The organism is Armatimonadota bacterium, from assembly GCA_029907255.1.
Taxonomy (GTDB): Bacteria; Armatimonadota; UBA5829; order DTJY01; family DTJY01; genus JAIMAU01.
On record JARYMF010000016.1, the window covers coordinates 1 to 16195 of the forward strand.

General features: G+C 45.3%; 14 protein-coding genes. 7 read left to right on the forward strand and 7 right to left on the reverse strand.

Annotated elements, in window-relative coordinates; genetic code table 11:
• The 3 genes from QHH26_12220 to QHH26_12230 all read left to right on the forward strand — a co-directional run.
• A partial coding sequence (locus QHH26_12220; GenBank protein MDH7482722.1) for a hypothetical protein occupies positions 1–1488 on the forward strand: 1488 nt, incomplete at its 5' end.
• The gene (locus QHH26_12225) at positions 1481–2701 is read left to right on the forward strand and encodes a hypothetical protein (protein ID MDH7482723.1); all 1221 of its coding nucleotides are present in this window, start codon (positions 1481–1483) and stop codon (positions 2699–2701) included. The genes QHH26_12220 and QHH26_12225, both read left to right, overlap by 8 nt.
• An 11-nt stretch (positions 2702–2712) precedes the next feature.
• Positions 2713–4101 (forward strand): hypothetical protein, encoded by a 1389-nt coding sequence (locus tag QHH26_12230; GenBank protein ID MDH7482724.1) that lies wholly within the window; start codon positions 2713–2715, stop codon positions 4099–4101.
• Here QHH26_12230 and QHH26_12235 read toward each other — a convergent pair.
• The 6 genes from QHH26_12235 to QHH26_12260 are packed head-to-tail and all read right to left on the reverse strand — an operon-like array spanning position 4098 to position 10477.
• Entirely contained in the window at positions 4098–5111 is a 1014-nt protein-coding gene (locus QHH26_12235; GenBank protein ID MDH7482725.1) for a kelch repeat-containing protein, read from the reverse strand. The two genes, QHH26_12230 and QHH26_12235, sit on opposite strands and share 4 nt — an antisense overlap.
• 6 nt (positions 5112–5117) lie before the next feature.
• The gene (locus tag QHH26_12240; protein MDH7482726.1) at positions 5118–5546 is read right to left on the reverse strand and encodes a hypothetical protein; all 429 of its coding nucleotides are present in this window, start codon (positions 5544–5546) and stop codon (positions 5118–5120) included.
• 3 nt (positions 5547–5549) lie between these two features.
• Positions 5550–5975: a hypothetical protein gene (locus QHH26_12245; GenBank protein ID MDH7482727.1), complete on the reverse strand. Its 426-nt coding sequence runs from the start codon at positions 5973–5975 to the stop codon at positions 5550–5552.
• Between the two features lie 33 nt (positions 5976–6008).
• Positions 6009–6683 carry a creatininase family protein gene (locus QHH26_12250; GenBank protein ID MDH7482728.1) on the reverse strand — a complete coding sequence of 225 codons (675 nt, stop codon included), beginning with the start codon at positions 6681–6683 and terminating at the stop codon, positions 6009–6011.
• Positions 6684–6686: 3 nt separating this feature from the next.
• The gene (locus QHH26_12255; protein MDH7482729.1) at positions 6687–8930 is read right to left on the reverse strand and encodes a family 14 glycosylhydrolase; all 2244 of its coding nucleotides are present in this window, start codon (positions 8928–8930) and stop codon (positions 6687–6689) included.
• A 38-nt stretch (positions 8931–8968) separates the two neighbouring features.
• Positions 8969–10477 (reverse strand): aldehyde dehydrogenase family protein, encoded by a 1509-nt coding sequence (locus tag QHH26_12260; protein MDH7482730.1) that lies wholly within the window; start codon positions 10475–10477, stop codon positions 8969–8971.
• A gap of 122 nt (positions 10478–10599) precedes the next feature.
• Here QHH26_12260 and QHH26_12265 point away from each other — a divergent pair, with 122 nt between their 5' ends.
• Positions 10600–11256: an alpha/beta hydrolase gene (locus tag QHH26_12265; GenBank protein ID MDH7482731.1), complete on the forward strand. Its 657-nt coding sequence runs from the start codon at positions 10600–10602 to the stop codon at positions 11254–11256.
• A gap of 113 nt (positions 11257–11369) precedes the next feature.
• On the opposite strand, the gene QHH26_12270 is transcribed toward QHH26_12265, so the two are convergent.
• Positions 11370–12611, reverse strand: a complete 1242-nt coding sequence (locus QHH26_12270) for a glycosyltransferase family 87 protein (GenBank protein MDH7482732.1) — start codon at positions 12609–12611, stop codon at positions 11370–11372.
• 264 nt (positions 12612–12875) lie between these two features.
• On the opposite strand from QHH26_12270, the gene QHH26_12275 reads away from it, so the two are divergent.
• From QHH26_12275 to QHH26_12285, 3 genes are all read left to right on the forward strand, one after another.
• Positions 12876–13634: a sugar phosphate isomerase/epimerase gene (locus tag QHH26_12275; protein ID MDH7482733.1), complete on the forward strand. Its 759-nt coding sequence runs from the start codon at positions 12876–12878 to the stop codon at positions 13632–13634.
• Positions 13635–13644: 10 nt separating this feature from the next.
• A complete protein-coding gene (locus tag QHH26_12280; protein ID MDH7482734.1) occupies positions 13645–14502 on the forward strand; it encodes a sugar phosphate isomerase/epimerase in 858 nt (285 codons plus the stop codon).
• A gap of 100 nt (positions 14503–14602) precedes the next feature.
• Entirely contained in the window at positions 14603–16192 is a 1590-nt protein-coding gene (locus QHH26_12285; protein ID MDH7482735.1) for a family 10 glycosylhydrolase, read from the forward strand.
• The last annotated feature ends 3 nt before the right edge of the window (positions 16193–16195 follow it).

Below are 16195 nucleotides of genomic sequence, written 5' to 3' on the forward strand. Positions count from 1 at the left end.
AGGCGCTTTCTTTTCTTTGATGATCGCGATATTGAGTCGTGCGAGGGCGTAAGTCTTGTTTTGAATCCTCCCGAAAAGCGTGGTGCATGTCTGCAAATTGAGAAGGAATGGGAGCTTGGGGGCACTCGTCCAATGTGCATTGTGCGCGTTGGCAATGAATATCGCTTGTACTACAGTGTGCGCCTTAATGAGGGAGAAACGACGCTAGCATTTGTTGTCAGTAAAGATGGTATTAATTGGGAACGTCCCGAGCTTGGTGTGGTGGAGTACAAAGGTTCGAAGGCAAACAATCTAGTCAGCATTGAAGGTTGCCGCCAGAATGAGGGGTGTATATTCGTTGACTCAAGTGCTCCAAAGGAACAGAGATTCAAACTTGTGGGACATGCCCAAGAAGAAGGCGGAATGTATGTAATGACTTCGCCCGATGGCATGAGATTCAAACGCAATCCTGGAAACCTGCTTCCCTTTATTTTGGACAACCATAATTCTTCTTTCTATGATACACGCATCGGAAAATATGTAATTTATTCCAGAGGATGGGATAGAGACCGCCCAATACCACCAATGGCAGGAAGTCGAACTGTTATTCGAATTGAGACTGATGACTTGCTCTTGCCTGTTCCATGGGACGAAAATGCGCCAGACCCTTGGCCGATGTCGAAGAAGTGGGAGGGCCTTGGACATGAGAATATGCGCCGTGTCAACAAAGAACTTCCGTCAGTAATCTTTCCCGATGAGCTCGACCCTCCAGAAGCAGATATCTACCAAGCAGCGGCTGTTCAATACCTTGAAGATGCCTATTTCGCTTTCCCATCGCTTTACTACCACCATCCATGGTATCCAGAAGGTTTCATAAATGATGGATATCTTGACCTGCAATTTGCAGCAAGTAGGGATGGAATAAACTGGCGACGTGATTTTCGTGGGTCTTACGTCCGGCTTGATTTGCCTGACGGCCCATGCACAAAAATGATGCACATGCTTGTCGGCATGGTTCCATACGGATATCGCATTAGCCAGTATTATATCGGAAGCCGTCGCAGTCATGGTGAGGGAAGAGTACCAGACGATGTTCAACCAAAGCCTTCCGTTAGTGCTAAGCGTCCTCCGCAAATTGGGGATCCAATGGTTTATCGAGTTGAACAACGATTGGATGGCTTTGTTTCAGCCGATAGTGCGTATACAGGTGGAACGTTGATTACCAAGCCCTTTATGCTTGAAGCACCAGTGCTCAAGATCAATGTTGACACATCAGCAAGTGGTGTTGCACATGCGGCTCTTCTTGATGAGAATGGTTCTGTAATTAAAGGATATGGTCTAGAAGATTCGGACCGAATCCAAGGGAATGATACCGATTGGGTTCTAAGTTGGCGCAAGGAGAGCAACATTAGTCATTTAATTGGTAAGAAAATCAGGCTCATGATTCAAAGTCGGAGCACGAAACTATATGCCGTATATCCTTGCGAAAGAGGTCTTGCCGATGAGTGATGGAAAAATGATTGAGCCGTCGTTGCTTCTTGAACGAGCTATCTTATGTGGAGAATGGATGGTACGAAATCAAATTACTGACCGTCAGGACGCAAACCGTGGTCGGGGAATTCGAAGCTATGATGCAGATACGAAGGAGCTTGTGCTTACCGGCAACTGGATGACTGGAACAATGTTAATGAGTCTTCTTGCGCTTTGGAAGCGGACGGGCGATGCGAGATATCTCCGTTCTGCTGAGCTTGCCGGGCGATATATATTGTCGTTGCAGGTAATGGACCGCTCAGACCAATATTTTGGCGCAATCAGAGAACTGACGCCTCAATCTATCGAATTTGCACCTCGTGATGCTGTTTCTGCCGCATGGGGACTGGCATGGCTCTACGAGGCGACTGGTGAAGCGCTTTATCTAGATAGGGCTAGGTTATTTGCCGATTGGCTAATCGATAGAGGCATGTATAGGGGATGGCCTTTGTACGCAATTTACATGGACCCAAAACTTGAGAACTTTTATTCTCGTGGTTCATTCCATTCAGGTACTGGGTTATTCTTTTACGATATTTTTCGGTTTTCAGGTGATCAGCGGTATATTGAGAAGGGATTGTTCCCAATTGCAGTCATTTATAGAGACGAGTTTATTCGAGATGATGGCAGTCTTAATCTTGATATTGACCCATTCACAGGGAAGGTAATGTCTCCGCAGCCGGGCCAAACGAAGCTACCGCAGCATGCCTACAATGATGATTTCGGCACAGCGATGATGATAGCTGCGTCTAGGTTTTTCGAAGACTCCTCCTTTATTGAGAAGGCTCGCAAGTTTGCTCATTGGCTTGCATCAGTTCAAGAAAATGATGGGAGTTTTGCTGGAGGCGAAATACCTTCAGCGGTGCCGGTAAGTGAGATGATATTTCGAGATATTGGCGAAATTCTCGGCGATGAACTGCTTCTCAAGCACGCCGACATTAGTTTGAAAAAATTGCTTGAAATGCAGTGGATTGATACTGGGGACCCACGCCTCGACGGCGCATTTTATGGAGTTTACGAAGGCAAGGAGGAACGAAAACTCGGGCGAAGATGTATGAATATGCGCACAACTTCCTATGCCCTCATAGCTCTTTTGAAGGCGGAAAGTAATCTTGCCGATATTTGGCTGGGAATCCATAATAAACCTTTTAAAGATCATAGGTGGGTTGGGTTACATGATTTAATTTGGTAAAGAGGTTACAAATGAGAATATTAGTTTGGAGTGTCATGCTGCTTGTTTTCATGCTAAAGATAGCGCTAGGAGAAGAGGCTTTGAATATCGGAACACGACTAGAGCTTTTTATTGATGATTACCTAATCGAAAAGATGAAGGGAGTTTCATTCGAACTACATCATCCTATCCCGCAGGGTACTGTTTTTACATTCGATGCTCCATGGGAGGGAGATACTAGCGCTTATGTGACAATTTTTCAGGACGGCGACAAGTACAAAATGTATTATAGAGGTTCAAATGGCGAGAATGGCCATCCTGAGGTAGCTTGTGTTGCCGAAAGCACAGATGGAATACATTGGGAAAGACCCACGCTCGGCATATATGAGTTTAATGGGTCGAAAGACAACAATATTGTTTGGTTTTCAAAAGGCAGCCATGCGTTTGTGCCTTTTAAAGATACCTATCCCACTGCTAAGCCTGACCAGCTATACAAGGCGGTTGCGCCAGGATCGGGCGACGGACGAAGTGTTCTCTACGCATTTTTGTCTCAAGATGGCTATCGTTGGAAGCCGCTTAGCGACAAGGCTATTATCACGGATGGTGCTTTTGATTCTCAAAACGTTGCTTTCTGGGATGCCAATCTAAAGAAATATGTCTGCTATTACAGGGATTTTCGAAATCAAGTTCGTGATATCAAGCGCGCGACCTCGGATGATTTTATTCATTGGACCGCAGGGGAATGGCTGGATTGGGGTGAGGCTCCTGCTGAGCATCTTTACACTAATGCAATCATGCCATATCCGTATGCGCCACATATTTACGTTGGCTTCCCAAAGCGTTTTGTGCCAAATCGAAAAGCGGTTGAATCTCATCCTATAATGGGTGTCTCCGATGGGGTTTTTATTAGTAGCAGAGATGGGTTGAAATTCAAGCGATGGCGTGAGGCGTTCATGCGTCCAGGGCTTGACCAAACGAATTGGACGGACCGTAATGTAATGGCGGCATGGGGAATTCTTGAGCTTAAATCAGGTGAGCTGACGATTTATTATTCACAACACTACCGTCATGCTACCAATGGTTTGATGAGGGCAACAATTCGAAAGGACGGTTTTGTTTCACTGCATGCAGATGCAAACGGCGGTGAAATGCTTACAAAAGCTATCATTTTTAGCGGCAAGGAACTGGTGTTAAATTACTCAACTTCAGCAATTGGTGAAATCAAGGTTGAAATACAAGATAAGGATGGCAAGCCTATTCCGGGATTTGCTATGGAGGATTGCCAAACAATCTATGGCGATGAAATAATGCGAGTAGTTTCATGGAAGGGTAAAAAGGATGTTTCCCACTTGGCAGGAAAGCCAGTGCGCTTGAGATTTAAACTTATGGATGCTGACCTCTGCTCAATATGCTTTCGTTAGTCTGGTTTCCATCGGCCAAGAAATAACGATGCTGACCGATGCTTAGGTTCGTCTTCACCGCCTGCCAGGAAAATAATTCCATCCCTACTAACGCCTGATGCCATTATGGCTGTTGCTTTGGGGATTGGTGAGTCAATGCGATAAGTATCTTTTTCTATATTGTAAATAAAAGATTTGTCGAGAAAGTATTCGCCATATCCTCCAAAGATTCCAATGTTATTGGAGTCCAGCGCAATTGCGCTTGCCCATCTGACTGGGATTGGCAAATTAGCAATTCGCTTCCATAAACGAGTCCCTGGTTTGGAGAAATCCAGAACATACGCGTCATTAAAGTTGCCGAGCATGCCGTCTGCTTGCACGCCATACCCTCCGAAAACAAAGAGTTGTTTCCCACATGATGCAACTGCCGCTCCTATTCTCGGTGATGGGGCATTTGGAAGTATAATTTCGCGCCACCGATTTTCTGGGACCATATGATTATCGAATCTAAGCTCGAGGAGAGTAGGACAAGCGGTGCGGATTCCTTCTTCATCCATGTTCGATGCTCCACCGAACACATAGAACTTATTTCCAATAACAGCGGCAGAGGCTCCAGTGAGCGGCTTGGGCAGTGGGGGGAGCTGCTTCCATTGAAATTTCCCCCTTTCTTTAACCAGTCGGAAACAGTTCGCGTATGCGCCGCTTTCATTTGAGCCGCCTGCGATTAATAGCTGTTCGTTGCCACGATTGTCATGCATAACTGCGCTTGCTCCGTAAGCACCAGCTTTTGGAAGGTAAGCAAGGCGAACCCATTTGCCTGTCTTTGAGGAGTAGGCTATTGTATCGGAGTAGTACCGTTTTTCCGCATTTTTCCAATATGCTCCTCCCGCAATTATGAACAGGTTGCCTACTACTCCTGAGCCAAGTCTATCGCGTGCAGTGGGCAACATTGGACCATTCTGCCACTCGATGGACCCATGTGCCGAAGAAAGCAAGCAGAAGAAAATTGAGCAGGTTACCATTCTTCTCATGTTAATTTAAGCTTTCCTTCTCACCCTAAGTGTGCATTTTCCAGTGGTGCTGTCATGGATTAACAACTCGCAGTGGTAACCGAATGGTTCAATTACTCTTTTGTAAAGTACATTGCAGTGTTCACAGTAATCAGGGTAGGGCTTTAGATGTTGGTTATTGCGTAGAATAGAGATCGAGGGACAGCATTCCATTTCAATTCGGAATTCATCGTCGGTCAAAATTAGTGAATGTTTGCCACCCTCCTCGGTTAACGTATGCGTCCAGTACTCGTACATGCCGGCTAGGCCTTTCTCACTTACAAGTTGTCGAAGGTTGTACAAGAATTTATCTGATAGTTGCTCCCAAAAGCGCAATAAGGTTTCTTTTCCATGGCGCTCTTCAATGAAAGCAAAAAGTTCACTATAAGCCATAACAAATTCAGTGCAAGAAATCATGTTTCATTTTTCCTTTTGAAAGCACTGTGTACACGTTCCCTTTAGCTGGTCATATTTTACGGTTGCTTTGTACCCGGCCTGTCGGCAAATTTCTTCGTTTACGATTCGTGTGGATTCGCAGAATTGCTCAAAAACTTCATAGCCGCGTGCGCGCATATGGTGAAGGGCGGGGCATTTCTTAACTATTAATAGCAAGTTGCCACGTTTATATTGCAAATCAAAATCTGCTTCTTCTAGAACCATTACGTTTTCTAAATGTTTCTTCAGGGCTGGTAGTCCACGGCTGCGAAGTGACTCGATTAGCGGAGCGTATACGTTGCGTGCTATTCTGCGAAGATACTCCTCCACTTCACTAAATCCAAATTCCTCATAAAGGAACTTGAGCGCATAGCTGAAACAACCATGGAAATCCTTATGAACATTTGCCATGTAAGCCACCGCCCTTTGAAGGTTGAACTTTAATTACGATGACTTTTGGAGCAGTTCTTTTATCTTCAAAGCGGCATTCTTTACAAAAATATTAGTTTGGTCGCGCCCACGTTTTGAGGAGGCAAGTCGGGGGTTGCCCATTATGCCATCTTCGTTCGTGGTTAATTCTCGTTCTGGAAGTTTTGAAAGGTCAACAAGCTGGGGGTAGAAATACATCATATAGGAAGTTTCACCAATTCCTGCGTGGTCGCCTGGAAATCCCTCGCTTTTCGTGGGCTCATAGTCTGGAAAAGCCCACGCGACTGTTGAATGTTGGTTAGAGTTAAATTCCGAAACTACTTCTTGAATTGCTTTTTGGTGCTCGCCACCATAATGACCCATAACAATCACGATGACCTTGAATTTTTCGGCAGCGAGTTCTGCTAGATATTGCCGAATATGTTCTTGCACCAATTCACGGCTGAACTCTAGCGTGCAGTCGAATCCAGCGTAAGGCTTCATCGTCTGAAAACCACAGTAGACTGCTGGGAAAACTATGCCACCTGTCTCGGCACAGAGTTCCAAGCATAGGGCATGTGCCTTGAGTGTGTCCAATCCAAGCGGATTATGCACGCCATGCCATTCATGGGCTCCCCAGGGGAGATATGCTATTGGAGCGGCATCTTTCGCGCGGCGATAATCTTCTGGCTTCATATACTCATATCTCATAGCTTAAAGGTCAACCTCCGTTATTGTCCCAGCAGGTAGGAAAGCCTTGGATTTCTTCCCCCGATTTTCAATCTCAATTTGCGATTCGGCTTTGGTGGTATTTAGGAAGAGGAATTTATTATTGCTAATTTGAGTGCCAAAAATTCCATCCTTTTTCAGGTCGTAAACCGGATAACCGAAGCTTGCCAATGCCTTGCGAAGCTCCGAAATTAACTCATTCCAGCCATTCACCCGGGTAATTCCAGCCTGTGTCAAGACTTGCTCAGGTTCATTTGTGCCTTCTACGCTTTCAAACTTTTCTATATCCATAACTAATACTTTGCCGCCCTTTTTTATCCAATCTGCGATTCGGCGAGCGTCATCCGTCTCAATAATCCTGCCATGGAGGATTACAAGCAATTTGTACCTATCTAGCGCTCCGTTCCTGAGCATTGTCTCGTCTATATAATCCCAGTCCGTGTAGTCCCTAAAAGTTGCCGCCTTACCAAAATAGCCTTCGCCCCAGTGAATGGTCATGTGGACGTTGGGATACCAAAGTGCGATTGGAACAATTGGTTCCTCAACATGGAAAAGGTATTTCAAATGTTTGCGCTGGGTGTCGATTCGCTCTTGTGATTGGGTAACGTTTCCTGCGTAGTCGTGAAGTTGATTCGCACCCGAAGCTGTGGCGTTGTATATACGAGCAACTATACCTTTCTCATCCTCGGCTCCAGCGGGCTCGAAACCATAGTACGCGCCGTAATACTTTGCCGCTGAAGCTACCCATCGTGTAATCACGAAATTGGCGGCATAATCGGATGCTTCATTTGTGATGCGCACGCCAGCGTCATATTTTGCGGCAATTCGGCATTGTTCGGCGAAATTTGAGCCATGCCTAGGTTCGGCATCGCCGCCAGTGCATAAATAAATCGGTGTTGTAGGAAAATACTGCCTTGTTATTTTTATCCACCAGTCTGCCCATCGGGTCATTGCCTCACGGTACCACTCAATAAAATCGAGCCACCTGCGGCGTGCTTTGGGGTCGCCTGATTTAGCCTTAGCCTGGAATGCTGTTAGCTCGTCTTTTCTGCCAGGGAAATCAACCTTATCAAAGGAATCAAATGAGCAACCCCATGCTTTATTGACCGATTGGATTGTCTTATATTTTCTCTCAACAAACTTTTGGAAATCAGAGAGAGCATAGGGGTCATCACACCAGTAGCCTGCATGGTTGTGATACACTCCAGGAATTTTGAAGGTCCAGCCGCCACCAGTTACTGAGTAAATTGCCTCGCCAAAGTCACCTTGGATACCAAGCAGAACGGATTCAATTACGTTTGAGTCACGGTATCGCTTTGCAAACTCGGCAATGAAGCGTTCAATCCACTTTGGTAAATTTGGATTCCAAAGCGATTCAATTTTGCTGTCAATTCCATGCTCAAGACAACGGCAGGGGAAATGTTCTTTGCTTGCTCTAAACCAATCAGGCGTTGAGTATGCCGGCCCAAGAATTAGAAATGGTACCCATTTTAAGCCTGTGTCCTTGAGCACTTGGACCTGCTTATCCCAATAGGACCAGTCCCATTTTCCTTCAGCTTCGCGCTCACACGTCTCCCATGTGACATAACTTTCGATGCTAGTTACACCAAGCGACCTGTAAAAGAGCGCTGATGGTTCGTCAATCTCGTTCACACCAAAGGTATAAAACATACCTTTTGGTGCGGGATTAAACTTTAAGTTTTTCATGACACGCTCCTTGTCCAACGGTATTTGCACGTCTGGTTTCTCAGCATATATTTCAACTTTTGAGACGGTGAGCGAACTTCCGGAATGCGAAAGCCTGAAGTCTGCGCCGCCGTTTTGGAGACCAGCAAACTTCACATTTGGCAGATATATCATAGCTTTTTGCCACTCACCAGTAGCTGTAAGAAGGAAACCTTTAGCACTGGTATACGGCTGGCTGGAATTGTATTGAACTCCTACATGCGATAGTGCATTGTCAAAGAATTCAACGATTAGCCAAGCGTCGGAGCCAAATTTTGCCCTTAAGTCTGGGGAAAGCTTAAAGTACAAATAGTTGCTTTTTGGTTGGGTGCCCTTCTTTAATCGAATTGCATCTCGATTGGCCACTACACAAGCTTCCCACTGGCCATCTGGCACCGAAACGACGTCAAGTCCTGTCGGTTGGCTGGGAATCCATGTAGCAACTGGAGCTGGTAAGCAAGGGCTAGCTATTGCTAATATGAGCAACAAAAATAAAGTTCGCATAATTTGAATCTCTGTCCTTTATAAAGTAATCGTTCTTTTTACCTATGAACATCGGGGTCTGTTTGATGTACTCGAAGACGAATGGTATAGACTCCGTCGCCGGTTAATATGCCGCTACGAGCTAGCAGGCGGCCATTTTGCCAATTTGATATCCCCAACTCTGGTCGCTTGAGAGCATATTGGCCATCAACCCACCTAGTGAATCCGTTCCCTACGAATGGGGCATTGATTTCTGCAAAAAAGCGTTCGTGAGCAGCTGGGTCTTCGCTAATCAGTGAGGCAACCATAAGAGGGCTTTGCTCATTGAAAAGCTGAATGCCCTCTGCTAGGTCTGAAATGATAGTTACAGTTACCTCGGGTGTTTGCTCCCATTCCCATTCATGCCCAAGTTTGTTTTGGGGCAAGATAGTAGCGATGGGTTCGCGATGAATTCCATCTGCCCTAAGAACTTCAGTTTCCGTCTCGAACAACTCTTTGGGTATGAAATTCTTGCTTTCCTCGACGACGTGGATTCGGTATCCATGGCCTAGCTTCTCACTTCGTTTCTTGAGCGCATTTAACATACTTTCTACGAGGTCGGCTGCTCGAGATCGATGTATGCAAACAACATTTAAAGTATTGCATACTTTCCTGTCAATTGAGTTATAAACTGCCAGCTCGAACTTTTCAGGGTCTGCAGTTTCATCAGTTATAATCCAGGCGCCGCCCGTACCATGAAGACTTGCGACATTCCCAGCCTGGCGCGCAATTGCTCCTAAAACTTCAGTTGCCCTGCCTGAACCTCTAGCAACTACAAGTGCTAGTCTGGAATCTGCAAATAGCGCCCACCCAGCTGAATGCTCTGCGCTTTCAAGCAGGATGGCTGAGTGCTCAGGCAAACCAGCGGAAACTAGAGCTGGCTTGACAGCAGTTTCCATCATTGCTTGTGCCGTACCTAATGCGTCGCTTCCTATGCGAAACACAGCGGTGTTTCCTGTTCTTAGTACGCCGGTTGCGTCAGCAAGGACGTTTGGGCGTCCTTCAAACACAAAGGCGACAACTCCACAGGGGCTTTGGACTTCATCAAGCTTCCAACCTTCATGCTGATAGGTTCGTATCACCCTTTCGCGCCCGGAGGGGAGATCATGCCATTGTTGCAGACCAGCAATCATATTTCGCCGCATCTTCTCGTCTGCAACAAGGCGAGTGGTTGAGCGTCCCTTTTCCTTTGCACGTGCCACGTCAGCTTCATTTGCCTGAGCAATTTTTGCCCACGTAGCATCATCTGCCAATCGCTCGGCAAAATTGGTGTAGAATTGGGTTATTTGTTCATCTGAAACTAACCTGAGGGCTTCGAAGGCTTCTAGTGCCTTGTCAACAGCAGAAGTTACCAAATCATGGATCTCCTTTGGGATGAGCAATATATCGCCCGTTTCCCTCAGAATTATCAGTTGGTCCCCTGGCTTATATTTCTCAGCCAAATCTGCTGATACATATGCAATGCGGTCGCCTCCGACAAGAATAGGCATTCCAGCCTCTAACTTGGTGATTCTTTCAAAGCCTGCCATTTTATCCTCCATGTTGGTATACTAATAACTCAAGGAATGTGTGTCAAGGTAGACCGACTATGTTTCGCAAATAAAAATTGCAGGGAAATTCATTTAAAATTGTTTAGGGCAAGGAGAATGAAATGGCAACTGAAGTTGAGAGAAAAGTGACGATAGAAACTCCTCAAGCGACGTTGGAAGGAATCCTGGCTATACCAAAAGATGCATTTGGGTTGGTCATTTTCGCTCATGGTAGCGGAAGTTCGCGATTTAGTCCTAGGAACCAGTTTGTTGCACAAGAGCTAAGGCGCGGAGGGATTGCGACATTGCTGTTTGATTTGCTTGAGCAGTGGGAGGCTGAGGACAGAGAAAAAGTTTTCGACGTGGAACTTCTTGCAGAGCGCCTGATGTTTGCTACAGATTGGGCATTGCTTGACGCGGAAACACGTTCTCTTAACTTGGGTTATTTTGGAGCAAGCACGGGAGCAGCAGCAGCCTTAATTGCTGCAGCAGAGTTGGGAAATGTTATCAAGGCGATAGTATCGCGGGGCGGACGTCCTGACCTTGCCATGGATTATCTTGTGAATGTGACTTCTCCTACGCTTCTAATCGTTGGCGGCGAGGATTGGCCTATAATTCCCTTGAACCGCGAAGCTTATGATTTACTTCCAGGTCCGAAGGAGCTTGTAATAATCCCTGGTGCTAGCCATCTTTTCGAAGAACCAGGTGCGTTGGAGGAAGTGGCTAGGCTTGCTAGGGAGTGGTTTAAAAAATACCTTGGACGCGAAGCATCTAAGTAAATAATGAGAAGATGCTATTAGAACTATTTTTTCAAACAGGCGGATGCTTTAAAGTCTTTTGCAAGTAATAGCCTTTAAGACGAGTAAAATCGTACCCCATTAATATCTGATATCTAGGTTTTCACTTCCTTACGTTGTGTTATCTGCGCAATGCGCCCTTGTCGCGAAGCCTCTAGTTTAATTTCTCGTGAACTGACTGTCATTTCATAAATAAACAACCCCCAGAGGCCGAATATCAGTAGCAATAGGAAATAGGACGCCACCATCATGCCAAAAAGACCGAACCCTAGCACAATTTCAGGCGTTGGTGATGCTGCAATTAGAAAGAGGAGAGTGCTTACATGTATGTGTTTTGTGTTTTTTATCAAATAATAGGCTGGAGCTAGTAAGAGGATGTAAGAGTATGATTTGAATCGAGGCATCACGAGCGCGAGAGCAAAACACCAAAGGAATAAGCCTATTCTCTCATCTGCTTTTATTAACAGGCTATTCTTGCGTAATGCCCACCATGATACTGCAAGCACAGCTATGCATATGGCAAGGAAAAGAGTAGTTTCCGTAAGAGAGGATATTTTGATGCCAATATGTTTCTCCGCCAGGTCGCATACGTCTCTTATGAATGACAGTGTTGAGGGATTGTATTGTTCAGCGCGCTCATCCAGGCGAGTTATGATGTTTAAGAAGCTTCGACCAAGGTTGGGATAGTGCAAAATTGGTAGCAAGATTGCCGTTGTGAATATGGAAAGCGAGACCACAGCATATAAGAATCTTTTTCTGTCGTCTCTAAACAACAAAAGCAGTAGAAACAATATTGGAGTCAATTTGAAAATGCTTGCTAATGTCAGAAAAATGCAGAACAGCCCTGTTTTGCGTTTCAGGTAGAACGCAAATGCTTGCCACAAAAGGAATTGTTCTACTATAGATATATTGCCTGCAATAATGTCGTGGAACAAACTACCCGTAAAAGCAAATGCGCAGAAGACATAGAAAAACAGGTCTGCTTCTTTAATTAAAAATACCTTTATCCAAAGCCGAATAAGAGCAAAAAGCAGTATTGATTTGAGCAACAGCCATGCCCAATATGCTGCAGTGTAGGGAAGTAGTGCAAAAATGCGAAAGAAATACAGGATAATTGGTGGGTAGACGTAACGGAGTGTAATTGACTTGCCGGCAATGTGCGAAAGATCGGTTAAACTGTATGGATTTAGGCCAGCTTTGTGAGCTTTAGCTGCGTAATAGTAAGTCCTGAAGTCCCACTGCAGATTGGATGTCTCTTGTGCAAAGCCATACAGCAGCCTTATGCAATAGGCCGCCAGCAGTGTGAACGCGAGAATATGGTACCATCGCAGTTTCAATTGGTGCCCTCCAAGACTATGATTATGATAATATCACTCCTAGGGTTTGTCAAAGCTTTCTAGGTCATCAGGATTGTGCCGCGGAGGCGTTGTTTCTTATGCGGCTAGGGTATTCCTGAGAATTCGGCTAGATGACTAAAAAACATATTTTTTATTTAGTTACAAGCTCAATATTTGGGAGGTATTCCTTGTATATTGTCGAAACGTCTCAATGGTTGTGAATTAATCCCAAAAAGGGAGACTTTGGATAATAAGGAGCAGCTTATGGCGAAACCAATTTCAATTCAATTGTACACAGTCCGCGAGATGGCAAAAGAGGATTTTCCTGGCACTCTAAAAATAATCGCAGACATTGGATACAAGGGTGTCGAATTTGCTGGACTCCACGGGCACGACCCGAAGGAAATTAAGAAAGTTATTGACGACCTCGGTCTTCAAGTCTCTAGCAGCCATACGCCAATGCCAACTTCGGAGAACGTAAGCCAGATTTGCGAGACCGAGCTTACATTAGGCAACAAACGAGTGATTAGTGGGTTTGGACCAGCTGAATTTGAAACTATTGATGCATGCAAGCGGGCGATTGACAAATTCAATAGGGCAGCCGAATTAGTAAAGACATACGGCATGACTTTTGGCATTCACAATCATTGGTGGGAGTTTGTTACATTGAATGGCAAGTATGCATTTGACATAATCATGGAGGAAGCTCCCGAAATTTTTAGCGAACTTGACGTATATTGGTGTGCCTTTGGAAAAGCAGACCCCGTAAAGATTATTTCACAATATAAGTCTCGTATGCCGCTGCTTCATATTAAGGATGGCTTGTTAAAAGAGGGTGAGCACGTGCATACGGCGGTGGGCTCAGGCAAGCTTGATTTTCCAGCAATCATTGGCGCCGCAGACCCAAATGTTCTTGAGTGGCTTATTGTTGAGTTAGATGCGTCCTATGGAGATATGTTGCTTGACGTTAAGAAGAGCTATGAATACCTAACTTCAAATGGTTTGGCTGAAGGAAATAAGTAAGGAGATGCTTATGAAGCTAGGATATCTAACGATTTTCAATGAAGATGAACTTAGGCTGGCATCATCCATCGGCTATGATGGATTGGAGGTTCACGCAAAGTCTTGGCCTGCTGACGTTCTGAAGTCCACGGACAAGCGCAGGGAAGCTGCAAAGTTGGCAAGTGAGCTTCAAGCGAAGTACAACATTGCGTTGACGGCATTGTCGTTTTATGATGCTACTTTCAAGCCAGCCGCTGAGCGAATTTCCGACTTCCGCATTGTGATTGAATTTGCATCCGAATTGGGCGTTCCTGTTGTTGCTGCAATGTCCGCTGGAGATCCTGAAAAGTCATTAGAGGAAAACATTCCAATTTTTAAAGAGGCGTTTGGTGAGATTGCAAAAATCGCCGAAGATAACGGCGTGAAAATTGCATTTGAAAATTGGCCGGCGGTTTCAAATCTTCCGGCTAAGTCGAAAAATTTCGGCTTTCACCCAGCTGCTTGGGAAATGATGTTCGATGCAGTTGACTCCTCAGCTCTAGGTTTGGAGTTTGACCCATCCCACTTAGTGTGGCAGTTTATTGACTACATTAGTGCTGTTAAGACCTTTGGTTCGAGGATTCTCCATGTTCATTTGAAAGACACCGAGATAAAAGAAGACGTCTTGAGTTGCAAGGGGTTTTTCAGCCGTGGTTGGTGGAGGTATAGGATTCCCGGCTTTGGAGTGATAGACTGGGCTGGTTTTATCTCCGCGCTGAGGGAAGTAGGCTACAACGGTGGGGCGGCGATAGAACATGAAGACCCTGTTTTTTCTGGTGAGCGAAGAGTTGAAGGATTGAAACTTGGCTACAATTTCCTTCGACCGCTGTTTGTAAAAGACAGTGATTAGAAGAGTATAAACCTAATTGCAAGGGAAGCTAGAAGTGCGAATAGTAGCTTTTAGATTAATTGCAGTATGTGTTTGCTTTTGGTTGATTAGGAGCTCCACGATGGCAATTAATGGCCTTTGGGTGCATCCGGAGCGGGTTATAAGCAAAGAAGTTGCAGATAAGACGTTAGACCAAGCACAGCGTTGTGGGATAGACAATATCTTTGTTCTCGTTTTCCATCATGAGCAAGCTTGGTTCAAAACGCCGCTTTGTCCGATGTCAAACTCCGTTGTTGGCGACTTCGACCCCCTTGGATATTGCATAGAAGCCGCTCACAAGAGGGGGATTAAGGTACACGCTTGGTTTGTGAACGGAGAAGCCGAGAACGGTGCTATCACATCAAAGCATCAAGATTGGCTTGCGGAAGATGCCGAAGGCAAGAAGGCGGGTTGGTTTGACTTTACAAAAAAAGAAGTTCGGGATTTCCAGCGGGACTTAATGCTCTCGGCGGTGAAGCAATACCCCAATCTGGATGGAATACATTTCGACTATATACGCTTTCCGAATATGTCATTGGGCTATGGGAAAGCAGCTGAAGAGTTCCGCAAGGCTACTGGGCTTGATTTGCCCACATGGGATAAATTTCCCTTAAGGTTGACTATGAGTGCAAATCCAGTTCATGCTGCTACTACTGGTAGAGTCCTAGCTGTATTTGATAATGGAATTCCAGCAATTGTCGAGAACCGTTTAGGAAGAGGAAGTGTATTATTGTTTAATTGGCATGCCGAATACTCTAGATTTCTTGCTCTAGACAATTTTCTGTGGGCAAAGCTCAGAGGATTCGGTGCCGATTCTAAACGTATCAGAATTCTTGTATCCGAGGCAAATACGAAGCGCTATGGATTAGCTTTCAAAAATGCTGCTGAAGCATGGCTGGAACGAATAGGATTCAAAGCTACAACTGCAGAATTTGGGAAGGATGAGCCCTCCGCCAACGAAATCCTTATCGTATCGAATATTTATATTTGGTCACAGCAAGACGCGGCTAAATTGAGAAAGCTTGTCGAAGAGGGAATGAATGTAATTTGGATAGATGGGCCAGCGGTGAACATGCAAGACCTTATGGTTGTTCTCGGTGTTGATCATCCGGCTAGCTTCTTTGCCGATGAGCAAGTCATCACACCCATCGTAGATGACCCTGCAATGCCTGTGGATAAGCAATTAAGCAAGCAGAAGCTGTTGCAGAAACAAACAACTTCGTGGAAGCAGTGGAGGATGGATCGCATCAGCGACCTTGTAAAGGATGTTTACCAGTCTGCGAAGCGGATTCGCCCAAATATTGAAGTAACCGCAGCTGTGTTCTATAAAAAGGCAAGCGCGGATGGGGTTCTCCAAGATTGGCAGCGTTGGATTCGGGAGGGCTTTATTGATTACGTGATTCCAATGGCGTATGTTGGTCATGGGGAGCTGGCTAGGGCATTTGATGAGTGGGAAAAGCTCCCGAAATGGCGCGAGAAAGTCATCCCTGGTCTGTCGATTTATACTTTTAAGGACCAAAAAGCAGTTTCTCAAGAAAAGGATTATGTTAAACACCAGATTGAACTTTGTCGAAAAAGAGGTGCTAAAGGAATCGTATTTTTCTGTTGCCACTATATAAGTCCAGAATTAGAACCGGTCTTGAAATTTGCAAGGATAGTCAACAGTCAATGACGA